This window comes from Candidatus Pelagibacter sp. HIMB1495 (assembly GCF_052047955.1).
Lineage (GTDB): Bacteria > Pseudomonadota > Alphaproteobacteria > Pelagibacterales > Pelagibacteraceae > Pelagibacter.
Map to the genome: position 1 here is coordinate 953621 of NZ_JBNAIQ010000001.1, position 16002 is coordinate 969622.

The following is a 16002-nucleotide window of genomic DNA, read 5'->3' on the forward strand; positions in this document are numbered from 1 at the left end:
AGTGCTTTATTTTTCTAAACTAAGAATCTTATTTGTAACTTTATTTTCTTTATTATTTATTTTAATTGCTTCATCAAATTTATTTAAGTTCGATGATAGTTTTTTTAATAAGAAAATAAATCTTGGTTTAGATTTACAAGGTGGCTCTTATCTTCTACTTGAAATTGATAATGAGCCTGTAATTGAACAAAAATTACAAAATTTAACAACCACTATTAGAAATTATTTCAAAGAGAAAAACATCAAAGTTAATAATATTAAAATTGATAATCAAAATATTTTTTTCAATGTTGCTGATTTAGACAAACAAGCAGTGCTAGATGTGTTTCAAGATGAAAACAGTGATCTAAATCCTTATTACCCAAGATTTAAATCACACCAACTTGATATCGAAGATAATGGTATCAATTTAAAAGTAAGTTTTTCAAGACAAGGCATAATCAATCTTAAAAATTCATCGCAAGATCAAGCTATAGAAATTGTAAGAAGAAGGGTAGATGAAGTCGGTACTAATGAACCAAATATTTTAAAAAGAGGTAATGATAGAATACTTGTTGAGCTTCCAGGTCTAGATGATCCTCAAAGAATTAAATCACTATTAGGAAAAACTGCAAATCTTACATTTAGATTTGTAACTAATGATGAAAGTGACAGATTTGGTGTTGAGAAGTTAAAATTTGAAGACGGCTTAGAAGAGGCAACAGTAAGCAAAAGAATAATCATCAGTGGTGAAAATCTATTAGATGCACAACCAAAAATGGACACTCAAAACAATCAAACTGTTGTGTCATTTACATTAGATAGAGTAGGAGCCAAAAGATTTGGTAAAGCAACATCTACTGGTATTGGAAAACAATTAGCGATTGTTTTAGATGGAAAAATAATTAGCGCACCTGTTGTGAGAGATACAATAGCAAGTGGATCTGGACAGATCAGTGGGGGATTTACTTTCCAAAGTGCTACAGATTTAGCTTTATTATTAAGATCTGGAGCTTTACCTGCACCATTAGAAATCATAGAGGAAAGAACTGTAGGACCTGATCTTGGTCAAGACTCGATTAATGCAGGAATGATTGCTTTAGCTATAGGCTTTTTATTAGTTATTATTTTTATGTTTGTTAAATACAAAGTTTTTGGACTAATCACTAACGTAACATTAATAATTAATTTATTTTTATTACTTGGTATTTTAACTTTATTTGAAGCAACACTAACTCTTCCAGGTATAGCGGGGATAATTTTAACCGTTGGTATGGCTGTTGATGCAAATGTATTAATTTTTGAAAGAATTAAAGAAGAACTTAAAGATGAAAGTAATAATATTTTAGCTTTTGATGGAGGTTACACAAAATCAAGAACAGCAATTATTGATGCAAATATTACTACTTTGTTAGCAGCTATAATTTTATTTTTTATGGGTTCTGGTCCAGTAAAAGGATTTGCTGTTACTCTAGGTGTTGGAATTTTTACAACACTATTTTCAGTTTATTTTATAGCAAGATTGTTCACTAGTCTTTATGTGACAAGAAATAAAAATAAGGAAAAACTAATCTAATGATAGCATTTAACAAATACTATAATCACTTTAACATACTATCTATATTCTTAATTACAGCATCACTTTTATTACTAATTTTTAAAGGTTTAAATTACGGTATAGACTTTAAAGGTGGAACATTGATTGAACTAAGGTCATCAGATAGCAAAATTAGCGTTAGTTCATTGAGAGATAAATTTAATCAAATGGATTTAGGAGATGTTTCTGTTAAAAAATTTGGAAATGACACTGATTTTCTAATTAAATTTGAAAATAAAGATAATAAAAAAAATATTATAGAAGAAATTAAAAAAGATTTAGACAGTTCTTTTGGAAATAACTATGATTTTAGAAGAGTTGAAAATGTAGGTCCTAAAGTTAGTGCTGAGTTGCTTGAAGCTGGCGTGATAGCAATTTCTTTATCTCTAGCTGTAATGCTTATTTATATTTGGATACGTTTTGAGTGGCAATTTAGTTTGGGCGCAATTTTGGCATTATTTCATGATGTAATTGTTACATTGGGAATTTTTTCATTGTTTAGTCTTGAGATTAATTTATCAATTATTGCAGCTGTTCTAACTATTGTTGGTTATTCTATGAACGATACGGTTGTAATATTTGATCGTGTTAGAGAAAATTTGAGAAAATATTCAGACATTAAAATTTTTGAATTAACTAACATTTCAATTAATGAAACTTTATCTAGAACAATAATAACCTCAGCTACAACTTTGTTAGCTTTATTGGCGATATTCTTTTTTGGTGGCGAAATTTTAAAAGGTTTTTCTTTAGCAATGATACTTGGTGTTGTGTTTGGAACTTATTCTTCGATTTATATATCTAATACAGTTTTAGTGAGATTAAGAGTGTCACAAAAAACAGTCTTAAGAGAAGACGATAATAAAACAGTTTAATATAAGTTTTGAGCAGCTACCATTGAAAGTAACATTGGTAGAGATAAAAGTGTATTTGTTCTTGAAAATAACATTGCAGTTTTAGCAGACTTAGCTTTTGTTTCTGGATCAGCTTCAACTATTCCTAAAGCTTTTTTTTGGTTTGGCCAAATCACAAACCAAACATTAAAAGCCATTACAATTCCTAACCACATACCAATTCCTATTGCTGTATGTTTTGGAACACCAGATCCAATGCTAAAAGTCATAGCATCATGTAAATATCCATTTAACAGAGCTAAAATTAATCCTGAAAGAACAGTAAACGCAGCTGCCCATCTAAAATAAAATAATGCAGCAGGAGCAATTACTTTCCCAATAGCAGGTTTTTGTTCATCAGGTATATTTCCCATATTTGGAATTTGAACAAAATTAAAATACCACAATAATCCTATCCACATTATTGCAACAACAACATGAATGTATCTAAATAACCAGCTCCAAAAAAGAGTATCGAATGCAATACCATCATTTAAATAGGAAAGACCTAAAAACAATATAATTGCTAATGCAAGTGATGCATGAATTGTTTTAGATAGTGATGATAATAAACTGCTCATGATTCTTAATTAATATACACTAAATTTAGATTTTTTATAAGTTTTTATATTTAATACAAAAGAGGTTTTAAAAACTGGCCTGTGTAGCTTTCTTTTACTTTGCAAACTTCCTCAGGTTTACCTTCTGCAACAATTTTACCACCTTTAACACCACCCTCAGGACCCATATCAACAATGTGATCAGCTGTTTTTATAACATCTAAGTTATGCTCTATTACAACTACGGTGTTTCCTAATTTCACGAAGGTGTGAAGAATTTCTAGTAATTTTTTAATATCGTGCTGATGCAGTCCAGTTGTTGGTTCGTCTAATATGTACATGGTTCTACCAGTTGATCTTTTTGATAATTCCTTGGCTAGTTTAATCCTTTGTGCTTCACCACCTGATAGTGTAGTGGCCTGTTGTCCAATTTTAATGTAACCAAGTCCAACTTTTTTTAAGGTTAATAATTTAGATTTAATATTTGAAATGTTTTCAAAATATTCACAACCTTCATCAACAGACATATCTAAAATATCAGCTATACTTTTTCCTTTAAACTTAATCTCTAAAGTTTCTCTGTTGTATCTCGTTCCTTTACACTCATCACACTGAATATAAACATCTGGTAAAAAATGCATCTCGTAAGTAATAACTCCATCACCTTCACACGCTTCACATCTACCGCCCTTAACATTAAATGAAAACCTTCCTGGTTTATAACCTCTAGTTTTAGACTCAGGTAAACTAGTAAACCAATCTCTTATAGGACCAAAAGCTCCAGTATATGTTGCTGGGTTAGATCTTGGAGTTCTACCAATAGGGGATTGGTCGATATCAATAATTTTATCAATTAATTCTACTCCTTTGTAACCTTTAAAAGCTTTAGGAGTTTTTCTAGCTTTGTTATTAAGTGTTAAGTTTAGTGCATGAAATAATGTTTGTAATACTAATGTAGATTTACCACTTCCTGAAACCCCGGTTACACAAGTAAATGTTCCTGTAGGAATTTTAAGGTTAACATTATTTAAATTATTTCCACTAGCACCATTTATTTCTACAAATCTACCATTCTTTGCTAATCGTCTAGTTTTAGGAATTTCAATTTTTTGTTTATTTGCAAGATACTGTCCAGTTATACTCTTCTTATCCTTTTTAAGTTCTTCGTAAGTTCCTTGAGCTGTTATTTGACCACCATTCGTTCCAGCTTCAGGCCCAAGATCAATAATGTGATCTGCATTTTCCATTGTTTCAGTATCATGTTCAACAACAATTACTGTATTTCCAAGATCTCTTAATCTTTTTAATGCATTTATTAATTTAACATTATCTTTTTGATGTAAACCAATTGATGGCTCATCTAAAACGTACAATACTCCTGTTAAACCAGATCCAATTTGTGATGCCAATCTAATTCTTTGGGATTCTCCTCCCGATAAAGTTCCAGACTCTCTTGAAAGTGTCAAATAATCCAAGCCAACATTAAGTAAGAAATTTAATCTTTCATTTATTTCTTTTAGGACATGTTCTGCAATTTTAAATTGTCTTTTGTCTAAATTATTTTCTAAGCTTTTAAACCATTCAGCAGCATCATGGATTGATTTTTTAGTAACCTCACTAATATTTAAATCATTAATCTTAACACATAATGCTTCTTCTTTAAGTCTATCACCATTACAAGCTTCACATGCGGTATCAGATTGATATTCGGCTATTGCTTCTCTTTTCCACTCACTATCTGATTCCAAGAAACGTCTTTCAAGATTATTAATCACTCCTTCAAAGGTTTTTTTATATGAATATTTTTCATATCCATCATCATAATTAAATTTAATTTCGTCCTCATCTGAACCATATAAAATTATATCTTTTATTTTTTTTGGAAGCTTTTTCCATTTTTCATCAAGAGAAAATTCATAATGCTTTGCAAGAGACGCTAATGTTTGGGCATAATATAAAGTTGTCGATTTGGCCCATGGTTCAATTGCCCCATCTGCTAAACTTTTTCGCTCATCAGGCACTACTAAATTTGGATCTACATTTAATTTCATTCCTATACCTTCGCATTCTTCACAAGCACCATAGGGACTATTAAAAGAAAACAATCTTGGTTCTATTTCTTCGATAGTAAAACCACTTTCTGGACAAGCAAACTTTGTTGAGTAAATTAATTTTTCAATTTTTCTAAACTTTTGAGGAAGAGTTTCATCTTCGTATTCAACAAAAACTAACCCATTAGCTAAATTTACGGCTGTTTCTACGCTTTCAGCTAATCTGTTTCCAAGTTTTGAATTAAGTACAATTCTATCAACTAGAATTGAAATGTCGTGTTTTAATTTTTTATCAAGATTAGGAGACTTTTCTATATCGTATAATACGTTATCAATTTTTATTTTTCTAAATCCACGTCTCTTGTAGCTTAAAATATCTTTTTTATATTCACCCTTACGACCTCTAACTACTGGAGCATAAATATAAATTGTAGATTTTTTTGGTAATTTTTTAATTAAATCAACAATTTGAGTAATTGTTTGAGAGGTTATTGGCTTACCTGTAAAAGGAGAGTAGGGAATACCTGCTCTTGCATAGAGTACCCTCATATAATCATAAATTTCCGTAACAGTTGCAACAGTTGATCTGGGATTTTTTGAAGTGTTTTTTTGTTCGATTGCTATGGCTGGACTTAAGCCTTCAATTAAATCAACATTTGGCTTTTTCATTTTATCTAAAAATTGGCGTGCATAAGCAGATAAACTTTCAACATATCTTCTTTGACCTTCTGCATAGATGGTATCAAAAGCTAATGAAGATTTTCCTGACCCAGATAAACCTGTTATGACTACAAATTTATCTTTTGGAATCTCTACAGTCACATTCTTCAAATTGTGTTCTTTAGCGCCCTTAATAACTATCTTTTTCATCATATTTTTAGTTGCTTTGAGTCAATAAAATTAATATTCAGAAGAATTGTGATATAAATCTTATTAATTAATTTAACAAATATTAAAATATTATGGCTGGAAGTTTAAATAAAGTATTATTAATTGGTCGTTTGGGCGCAGACCCTGAAATTAAACAAATGGTAAACGGGAAGAGTGTAGCTAGACTAAGTCTTGCAACCAGTCAAACATGGAAAGATAAAAATACTGGTGAAAGAAAAGAAAAAACTGAATGGCACCGTATAGTTGTATTCAATGAAGGGTTGGTAAATGTTGTTCAACAATATTTAAAAAAGGGTGCTCAAGTTTATGTAGAGGGACAACTGACAACACGTAAATGGAAAGATGAACAATCTGGCCAGGATAAGTATTCAACAGAAATTGTTATACAAGGTTACAATTCTTCACTTACAATGTTAGGTGGAGGAAATACAGGTGGTGGAATTCAGAATGACACAACTCAACAAAATAATATTGAGGATTCTTCTCAAGTGTCAAATGATATGGATGACGAAATACCATTTTAATTTCTATGCAAAAAACTGAAGAACCAAAAGATAAGAATATTAATCTAATCTCTATGCATGACGAGATGAGCTCGTCTTACTTGTCTTATGCAATGAGTGTTATTGTAAGTCGTGCATTACCTGATGTAAGAGATGGATTGAAACCAGTTCACAGAAGAATTCTTTATGCAATGTATAAAGGTGGTTATGATTGGTCTAAACAATTCAGAAAATCAGCAAGAATAGTCGGGGACGTAATTGGTAAATACCACCCTCATGGCGATCAATCTGTATACGATGCATTAGTTAGAATGGTGCAAGATTTTTCTATGAGTTTACCTTTGGTTCAAGGTCAGGGTAATTTTGGATCTATAGACGGTGATCCGGCAGCTGCTATGAGGTACACTGAAACAAGATTATCAAAAGTTTCACAATATTTGATTGATGATATCGAAAAAAATACGATTAGTTTTAAAAGTAATTACGATGAAACAGAAAAAGAGCCCAGTGTATTACCTGCTCAATTTCCAAATTTATTAGTTAATGGTGCTGGTGGTATTGCTGTAGGAATGGCAACTAGTATTCCCCCACATAATTTAGGTGAGATAATTGATGGTACTTTAGCCTTAATAGATAATAAAGATATTAAAATAAAAGAATTAATGAAACATATTCCAGGACCAGATTTTCCAACTGGAGGTGTAATAATCGGTAAAGATATAATTAAACAAGGTTACAACAATGGAAGAGGTTCATTTAAAATAAGAGGTGAAGTATCAGTTGAAAGCTTAAAGAATGGTAGAGATAGATTAGTAATTACTTCAATTCCATACCAAGTAAATAAAGCTGTACTAAATGAAAGAATTGCACAATTAGTTAGAGAAAAGAAAATTGAAGGTATTAAAGATATAAGAGACGAGTCTAATAGAGAAGGTATAAGAGTTGCTATTGATTTAAGAAATGGTGTTGAACCAGAAACAATTAAAAGACAACTTTACAAAAATACTCAAATAGAGAGTTCTTTTGGTTTTAACACTTTGGCAATTGTAGAAGGGAAACCAAAAACATGTACATTAAAAGAATTTCTTTCTAATTTTTTATCCTTTAGAGAAGATGTAGTAATCAAAAAAACAAAATTTGATCTTCAAAAAGCAGAGGAAAGAGCTCATATCTTAATAGGTCTATCTGTAGCTGTAGAAAACCTAGATAAAATTATAAAAATCATTAGATCTTCCAAAACACCTGAAGATGCAAAAAATGCTATTCTTAAAACTAAATGGAAAATAAACAAATCACAAAAATTAATTTCTTTAGTAGAGGGAAAAAAAGGTAAAAATATTTATTCTTTATCCGAACCACAAGTGTTAGCTATCTTAGAATTAAGATTACAGAAATTAACAGCTCTTGGTATCAATGAAATTGAAGTTGAGATTAAAAAATTAGCTGAATTAATTGCAAAATATAAAAAAATTATATCCTCTAAAAAAGAACTTTTGAGAGTAATAAGTGAAGAGTTAAAAAATATTAAAGAAAAATTTGCAGTTCCAAGAAGAACTAAAATAATTGATGCAGTTTTAAATTACGACATCGAAGAAACAATACAAAAACAATCTGTAATTATCACAGTAACTTTGCAAGGATACATTAAAAGAGGCTCATTAAATAATGTGAAACAACAAAAAAGAGGTGGAAAAGGCAAATCGGGTATTACTACCAGAGATCAAGACTCTGTTATACAAACTCTTTCAGTAAATACGCATACATCAGTTTTATTTTTTTCTACAGAAGGACTTGTTTATAAAATTAAAGCTTGGAAAATACCTGAGGGATCATCGGCTTCAAAAGGTAAATCCTTATTTAATATTCTTCCGCTAAAGAGTCATCAATCCATTAGTTCAATTATGCCAATGCCTGATGAAGATACAGATTCAAAAAATTATCAAATTATTTTTGCAACCGCACAAGGTAAAGTTAGAAAAAATAGTTTAGAGGATTTTTCTTCAATTAATGCTTCTGGAAAAATTGCAATGAAGCTTGACAACAACGATAAAATTGTTGGTGTTAAAATTTGTAAAGATGACCAAGATATAATTCTAAGTACTAGATTTGGTAAATGTATCCGTTTTGAAGCTAGAAAACTAAGAGTATTTAAGGGAAGATCTTCAAAAGGAATTAAAGGAATTGAACTCGCATCTGGTGATCAAATTGTTTCATTGTCCGTAATTGATAACGATAAATTAAATAAAAATGGAAAAAAATCAAAAGATGAAAAATCAGAATTAAAAGCAAAAGAAAAATTTGTTTTAGCAATAAGTGAAAACGGTTATGGCAAAAAGACTTCTCATATTGACTACAGAGTTACTAATAGAGGTGGAAAGGGTATTATTGGAATTATAAATTCTCCAAGAAATGGAAATATAACCTCATCTTTTCCAGTTTTTGAAGGTGATGAAATTTTAATTTCCACAAACAAAGGAAGAGTTATTAGAGTTGCAGTGAAAGAAATAAGAACCGCTAGCAGAAATACTCAAGGTGTAAGAATTATAAAATTATCTGGTGATGAAAAAGTTGTTTCAGCAATTAAAATTGATGATAATTTAATTTAATGAATAAAATTGCTATTTATCCAGGAACTTTTGATCCAATTACTTATGGTCATATAGATGTTATTAAAAAAGCACTAAAACTTTTTGATAAAATAGTAGTTGGAGTTTCAGATGTTAGTAATAAAAATTATTTATTTTCATCAGAGGAAAGAATAGAAATTGTTAATAAAGCTTTATTTAAGGATTTAAAATTAAATAAAAAAAAAATTATAGTTGTATCCTTTGGTTCACTAACTACTGATTTGTGCAAAAAATATAAATCAAACATCATTTTGCGTGGCTTGAGAGCTGTATCTGATTTTGAATACGAATTTCAACTTGCCGGAATGAATAGAAAACTCAACCAAAATATTGAGACAATTTTTTTAATGTCAGATGTAGAAAATCAAATCATTTCCTCAAGGTTTGTTAAAGAAATTGTAAAATTAAATGGAAATATTAAAAAATTTACTACCAAAAGCACAATAAAATCTTTAAAAGAAAAATATGAATAGAATTTTATCGTACATATTTATTTTATTTTTTGTAAGTGCAAATCAATTAATAGCTGAGGAGAATATAATGATTTTAAAACTAAAAGATGGTGATGTAAAAATTGAATTATTTGAAGACGTGGCACCTAACCACGTCAAAAGAATAAAAGAATTAGCTAATAGCGGAAAATATGACAACGTTGTATTTCATAGAGTAATCGATGGTTTCATGGCTCAAACAGGTGATGTTAAATTTGGAAATTCAGATTCTAAAGAATTTGATTTAAGAAGAGCCGGTATGGGTGGATCTGATATGCCTGATTTAGAACAGGAGTTTAATAGTTTGCCTCATGATAGAGGCACATTATCTATGGCTAGAGCTCAAGATCCAAATAGTGCAAATAGTCAGTTTTTCATTTGTTTTCAACCAGCACCTTTTTTAGACAGACAGTATACTGTTTTTGGCAAAGTTATTGAGGGAATGGAGTTTGTAGATAAAATTAAAAGAGGTGACCAAAATAACAATGGTGCTGTAACAGATCCTGATAAAATTATAAGTTTTAAATCTTTGTAAAATATTAAATGGCATTAAAAAATTTTGCCTTTAAAGTTTTAAACAAAGATAAATTTGCTAGACGTGGTGTTATAGAAACTCATAGAGGTGTGATTAATACACCTGCATTTATGCCTGTTGGCACACAAGCAACAGTTAAAGCTTGTACAATTGACGATATAAAGAAAACTGGATCAGAAATAATTCTATCTAATACATATCATTTAATGATCCGTCCTGGAGTGGAAAGAATTCAGTCAGCAGGCGGTTTACATGAGTTTATGAATTGTGATTTACCAATACTTACAGACTCAGGTGGTTTTCAAGTAATGTCTCTATCAAAGTTAAATAAAATAGATCGTGAAAAAGGAGCAATATTTAATTCACACGTTGATGGAAAAAAATTTTATTTAAGCCCTGAAGAAAGTATTAGGATTCAATTAGGCTTAAACTCAGATATTGTAATGATAATGGATGAGTGTCCAAAAAAAACTGAAGATTATAGTTTAATAAAAAAATCTATGTATCTTTCTTTGTATTGGGCTGAGAGATCTAAAAAAGCTTTTGGAAATAATCCTCACAAAGCTTTATTTGGAATTATTCAAGGAGGATTATTTAAAGATTTAAGATTAAAATCCCTTGAAGGTCTTACAAACATCGGATTCGATGGCTATGCAGTTGGAGGATTAGCTGTAGGTGAAACTCAAGAGGAAATGTTCACTACTTTGGATGGTATCAAAGAGCATTTGCCAGAGGAAAAACCTCATTATTTAATGGGAGTTGGTACACCTACGGATATTTTAGGAGCGGTAAAAAGAGGTATAGATATGTTTGATTGCGTTCTTCCAACTAGATCAGGTAGAACAGGTCTTGCTTTTACTTGGAATGGACGGGTAAATATTAAAAATAATAAATATCAACATGATAACACGCCGTTAGATCCTAATTGTGAAAATTTAAATTTAAATAAATATTCAAAAAACTATTTAAATCATTTGTTTAATACTAATGAAATATTAGCATCAATGCTATTAACACTTCATAATATAAATTTTTATCAAGAATTAATGTCTGAAATCAGAAAAAATATTATGAGTAGTACCTTTGATCAATTTCACGATAAATACATTGATAAGTTGTAGTCTTATCAACTGTGCTGTTATGTATAAAACTAATCAGTAAAAACCCTTCATTTATAACAATTTATTTTTAGAAAAAAATACATTGAACGAATTGAAATATTAAAAATTATCTATATACAAACCATATTCATTTTCATAAAAATGAAAACTATGTGGGCCGTTAGCTCAGTTGGTAGAGCAATTCCCTTTTAAGGAATGGGTCGATGGTTCGAGTCCATCACGGCTCACCATATTTAGATGTTTAGTAAATCTCATTTAAAAAATAATTTTTCTGATTTCTTAAATTTTTATAAATATAGACCAATTAAAAATAACCAAAGTGGCATGAAAATTGACCACTGTTATGCTTTATTTATCTTGCTTAAAAAAATAAAACCTAAATATGTTATTGAGTCTGGTGTATGGAAAGGCCAAACAACATGGTTAATTAAAAATGTGTTAAAAAATACAAAGGTTTTTTCTATTGATATAGATTTATCTCAGCGTGATTTAATTTATAAAGACGTTAAATATCTAGAAAAAGATATTACAAAATATAATTGGTCAAAATTAGATAAAAATAAAACTTTAATTATTTTCGATGATCATGTTTGTTTTTCAAAAAGATTAAATTTTATTAAAAATAACAAATTTAAACATATAATATTTGATGATAATTTACCAAATCATCATATTAGTTACTACACTCCTAAAATGATTTTTGAAAATCAGTATTTAGTCAAAAAAGAATTTATTAAATATTCTAATTTATTTAGATTAATAAAATTTATTATAAGATTTTTAAAAAAAGATTTTAAAGATAATACAAAAATAAAAGTTTTTAATAAGTATATAAGAATTACATATCCAGCTAAAAATAACGAAAAACTTAAAAACGATTTCGATATTTTCAGAAAAAATATTAAAATTTACTATGAATTTCCTCCAATAACTAAATTTAATTATAAAAAAAGATTTAAAAAAATACTTAATAATTTTAAAGGAGTCGTGCCCAAAGATTATAAAGTAAAGCTTCCAATTTTTTCAAATTCAAAAATACATTTAGACAATGAGCTCAAAGATGAATTAAATGTTCAATATAGCAATATTTGTTACATTAAATTAACAAATTAAGTAATTTTTATTGGTGGATAATCCAAAATCACTTCATTCATCCATTCATTCAATTGTTTAATTCTCGTATCTGAAGATGGATGTGTGCTCATAAATTGTGGTGGTTCTTTACCTTTGTTGAATTCTTTCATTCTTTCCCAAATTTTAACTGTTTCTCTAATATCATAACCAGATAAAGAAGAAAAAATCATTCCAAGATAATCAGCTTCGCTTTCTTGTTTCCTGTTAAACGGATTCATAATTCCTAATTGAGTTAACATACCAACTGTATTCATTCCTGTTGTCCTGTTTATATCAGACAATATACCACCGCTTGCTATATCAATTATTCGTGCTCCAGTATTTAACAATGCGCCTCTACTTGCTCTTTCTACAGAATGTTTAGCCACAGCATGTGCAACTTCATGTCCCATCACAGCTGCAAGTCCATTCGTGTTTTTTGTAACATCAAGCATGCCTGTATAAAATGCAATTTTACCTCCTGGCATACACCATGCATTTCTAACTTTTTTATCAATTAAAATATATTCCCAATCAAAATTAGCAGTAGGATCATCTAATTTAGCTCTATAAAAATATTCACTAATAGAATCCTCCATTTTTTTTCCAATTTCTCTTATCTCATTGAGTGTTTTGGTGTCATCACTCATTTTTTCATTCTCTTTAATTTTCTCATAAACTTGAGCCGCTTGAGCATTTAATTTTGCTTCAGGGATTAATTTTAATTGTTTTCTGTCAGTAATAGGTGCACTAGCACAAGAGTGTAGGAGTAAACTACCACAACCACAGCCAACATAAGTCAAAAATTTTCTTCTATCCATTTTCTTTATAAATTGATATTAAATATAAATTATGAATCTTAACAACAAAATCTTAATTGTATTATTTATCATTGCAATAATTTTTGTCACATATTCAAGTTATAGTTAACAAATGAAAGATAATAAAAAAAAACCTATAAAAAAGAGAGAAATTATAGGTCTATGGTTCTATATATTATCTTTAAAAATTAGAAATTATTTTTTTACAGGTGTCGTTGTTTTAATCCCAATAGGACTAACTATTTATTTAAGTAAATTTTTAATAAATACGTCCTCAAAAATTTTACCGTCTCAAATAAATCCTAATTATTATTTGCCATTTAATATACCTGGCCTAGAGATAATTATTTCAATTATTTTTATAACAATCATTGGATTTATATCTTTATCTTATTTGGGGAAAAAATTCCTTCAGTTAATAGACAGTTTATTCAAAAAAATACCACTGCTAGGAACTTTTTGGTCTGCAATTAAACAAATGTCACAATCATTTAAAGAAAGTGGCAGTAAAAGTAAGAGTGTTGTTCTGGTAGAGTATCCAAGAAAAGGTGTATGGGCCGTAGGTTTTGCTACTAAAGAAAATTCTGGAGAAATTGCTGAAAAAACAAATCAAAAATTAATAAACGTATTTGTTCCAACAACTCCAAATCCAACAAGTGGTTTTTTGCTAATGTTCCCTAAAGATGACGTTATATTTTTAAACATGACTTTTGAAGAAGCTTCTAAATTTATTGTATCGGCCGGAACGACAACAACTGAAAAAAATTAAGCTATATCGTTAATTATATCTGCTCTGTCGTACAATTTAATTAGAGGTTTAAATTTACTTAAATTTTCATTTTCAAGTTCAATCCTTTTTATTTCTTTTTCAGCTAATTCAAATAAGTCACCATTCTGAATTGGGTCTGCTAATTTGAAATTTTTAACACCACTTTGTTTAAAACCCAAAATATCACCGAAACCCCTGATCTTCATATCTTCTTCGGAAATAACAAATCCATCATTGGTCTCTTTTAATATATTTATTCTTTTTTTAGCATTTTCGCTCAAATTTGACTTAAACATCAAAATACAAGTAGCTTCTTTCTCTCCACGACCAACTCTACCTCTTAATTGATGGAGTTGAGATAGGCCAAACTTATTTGCATTTTCAATTATAATAACATTGGCATTTGGAAAATCTATTCCAACCTCGATAATAGTTGTAGATACTAATATTTTAAATTCTTTATTTAAAAATTTTTTTAAAATTTCATCTTTTTCATTTATATCTGTTTTTCCATGTAGGATAGAGACTTGTTTTGGAAATAATTTTTTTAAATATTCGAATTTTTGAATTGCAGAAGTATGATCCAATTTTTTAGACTCTTCGATTAATGGACAAACCCAAAATATTTGATTTCCTGAATTAATTTCTTTTTTTATAAATTTAATTACATCATCAATTTTACTTTCTAATTTACTATAAGTTTTTATTATTTTACGGTTTTTAGGTTTTTCTCTAATAATTGACAAATCCATATCACCATAAATTGTCATTGTTAAAGTTCGTGGAATTGGTGTGGCAGTCATCAATAAAACATCACAATTATTTCCTCCTTTGTCAGATAACCTTTTTCTTTGATTTACACCAAACTTATGTTGTTCATCAATAATAATTAATCCTAATTTTTTAAATTTAACTGTTTTTTGAAAAATAGCATGAGTACCAAAGATTATATTAATCTTATTATTTATTAGTTCATTGAGGATTAATTTTTTTTCCTTGTAGTTAGATTTACCAGAAATTAATTCTGTTGATATGTTTGATGGAAAAATTTTTTTTGCTAAATTATAATGTTGTCTTGCTAGTATTTCAGTAGGGGTCATAACAGCCACTTGGAAACCAGAATTGATAGTATTAAATGCAGCTAATAATGAAACAATTGTTTTTCCACTTCCGACATCTCCTTGTAATAATCTAAACATTTTGGTTGAGGATGATAAATCTTCATTAATTTCGTTAATCGATTTAAATTGATCATCAGTTAATGAAAAATCTAATTTATTAATGAGTTGTTTTTGTTTATTTAAATTAATAATTTTATTTTTTTTTTTTACTTTCTTAATTTTCTTTCTTATTTCTGAATTAACTAAAAATGTTGCAAATATTTCATCAAAGGCAAGTCTTTGATAAAAATGATCTTTGTATTTTCCTATATTTTCATGCTTATGTAATTCTCTTATGGCATCATTCCAATTGATATTATTGAATTTATTTAAAATTTTACTTGAGTGCCATTCTTTTAAGTTGGGTAATTTATCTATTATTTGTTTTATAATTTTATTATAAATTTTCTCAGATATTCCCTCAGTTAATGAATATTTATTATGAACTTGTTTAATTAAACTAGAGTCCTCAGATACATATTTAGGATTAGTTATTTGATATTTATTTTTAAAGTAGCCAATTTTCCCACTTACAGTTATTTCTTTTCCTAAAGGTAATATTTTTTTAATATATCCCTCATAACTATTAAAAAAAACACAATCTAACTCACCTGTTTCATCTGAACACTTAACTCTATTTGGTAATTTTCTAATTCTTGGAAACAAATATTTATTTGCCACAATAGTAACAGTTTGATTTTCGCCGATCTTTAAATCTTTTACTTTTGTTGACAAACTTCTATCCGTATAAGCCTTTGGAAGTTTCCAAAGTAAATCAAAAATATTATTTATATTCTTTTTTTTAAGTAAATTTGTTGTTTTTATACCAACGCCATTTAAAGCAGTTAGATCAGATAATAAATATTCAAAATTAGTTTTATTATCCATAAT

The 16002-nt window shown here is 28.7% G+C and carries 13 protein-coding genes and 1 tRNA gene; 10 read left to right on the forward strand and 4 right to left on the reverse strand.

What is annotated here, in order from left to right:
* Nucleotide 1 precedes the first annotated feature (1 nt).
* Both secD and secF read left to right on the forward strand, forming a co-directional pair.
* Nucleotides 2–1555 (forward strand): protein translocase subunit SecD, encoded by a 1554-nt coding sequence (gene secD / locus ACTTAW_RS05095; protein ID WP_440651395.1) that lies wholly within the window; start codon nt 2–4, stop codon nt 1553–1555.
* Nucleotides 1555–2451, forward strand: coding sequence for a protein translocase subunit SecF (gene secF, locus ACTTAW_RS05100; protein ID WP_440651396.1), 897 nt, complete (start codon nt 1555–1557; stop codon nt 2449–2451). The genes secD and secF overlap by 1 nt, the downstream gene beginning before the upstream one ends.
* Here the strand turns inward: secF and ACTTAW_RS05105 are convergent.
* Together ACTTAW_RS05105 and uvrA are read right to left on the reverse strand one after the other, a co-directional pair.
* Nucleotides 2448–3050 carry a urate hydroxylase PuuD gene (locus ACTTAW_RS05105; RefSeq protein WP_440651397.1) on the reverse strand — a complete coding sequence of 201 codons (603 nt, stop codon included), beginning with the start codon at nt 3048–3050 and terminating at the stop codon, nt 2448–2450. The genes secF and ACTTAW_RS05105 overlap by 4 nt on opposite strands.
* 50 nt (nt 3051–3100) lie before the next feature.
* A complete protein-coding gene (gene uvrA / locus ACTTAW_RS05110; RefSeq protein ID WP_440651398.1) occupies nt 3101–5953 on the reverse strand; it encodes an excinuclease ABC subunit UvrA in 2853 nt (950 codons plus the stop codon).
* A gap of 89 nt (nt 5954–6042) precedes the next feature.
* Between uvrA and ssb the strand changes: the two genes are divergently transcribed.
* From ssb to ACTTAW_RS05145, 7 genes are all read left to right on the forward strand, one after another.
* Nucleotides 6043–6495 carry a single-stranded DNA-binding protein gene (gene ssb, locus ACTTAW_RS05115; RefSeq protein ID WP_262589214.1) on the forward strand — a complete coding sequence of 151 codons (453 nt, stop codon included), beginning with the start codon at nt 6043–6045 and terminating at the stop codon, nt 6493–6495.
* Between the two features lie 5 nt (nt 6496–6500).
* Nucleotides 6501–9080 carry a DNA gyrase subunit A gene (gene gyrA / locus ACTTAW_RS05120; RefSeq protein ID WP_440651399.1) on the forward strand — a complete coding sequence of 860 codons (2580 nt, stop codon included), beginning with the start codon at nt 6501–6503 and terminating at the stop codon, nt 9078–9080.
* Nucleotides 9080–9574 (forward strand): pantetheine-phosphate adenylyltransferase, encoded by a 495-nt coding sequence (gene coaD, locus ACTTAW_RS05125; protein ID WP_440651400.1) that lies wholly within the window; start codon nt 9080–9082, stop codon nt 9572–9574. Before gyrA ends, coaD begins: the two co-directional genes overlap by 1 nt.
* Nucleotides 9567–10127, forward strand: a complete 561-nt coding sequence (locus ACTTAW_RS05130; protein WP_440651401.1) for a peptidylprolyl isomerase — start codon at nt 9567–9569, stop codon at nt 10125–10127. Before coaD ends, ACTTAW_RS05130 begins: the two co-directional genes overlap by 8 nt.
* 8 nt (nt 10128–10135) lie before the next feature.
* Complete coding sequence (gene tgt, locus ACTTAW_RS05135; protein ID WP_440651402.1) at nt 10136–11248, forward strand: tRNA guanosine(34) transglycosylase Tgt; 1113 nt, start codon at nt 10136–10138, stop codon at nt 11246–11248.
* 154 nt (nt 11249–11402) lie between these two features.
* A tRNA-Lys gene (locus tag ACTTAW_RS05140) sits at nt 11403–11478 on the forward strand.
* A gap of 7 nt (nt 11479–11485) precedes the next feature.
* Entirely contained in the window at nt 11486–12361 is an 876-nt protein-coding gene (locus ACTTAW_RS05145) for a hypothetical protein (protein WP_440651403.1), read from the forward strand.
* Here the strand turns inward: ACTTAW_RS05145 and ACTTAW_RS05150 are convergent.
* Nucleotides 12358–13182, reverse strand: coding sequence for a M48 family metallopeptidase (locus ACTTAW_RS05150; RefSeq protein ID WP_440651404.1), 825 nt, complete (start codon nt 13180–13182; stop codon nt 12358–12360). The genes ACTTAW_RS05145 and ACTTAW_RS05150 overlap by 4 nt on opposite strands.
* A gap of 112 nt (nt 13183–13294) precedes the next feature.
* Between ACTTAW_RS05150 and ACTTAW_RS05155 the strand changes: the two genes are divergently transcribed.
* Nucleotides 13295–13951: a DUF502 domain-containing protein gene (locus ACTTAW_RS05155; protein WP_440651405.1), complete on the forward strand. Its 657-nt coding sequence runs from the start codon at nt 13295–13297 to the stop codon at nt 13949–13951.
* On the opposite strand, the gene recG is transcribed toward ACTTAW_RS05155, so the two are convergent.
* Nucleotides 13948–15999 (reverse strand): ATP-dependent DNA helicase RecG, encoded by a 2052-nt coding sequence (gene recG / locus ACTTAW_RS05160; RefSeq protein ID WP_440651406.1) that lies wholly within the window; start codon nt 15997–15999, stop codon nt 13948–13950. The two genes, ACTTAW_RS05155 and recG, sit on opposite strands and share 4 nt — an antisense overlap.
* Nucleotides 16000–16002 lie beyond the last annotated feature (3 nt).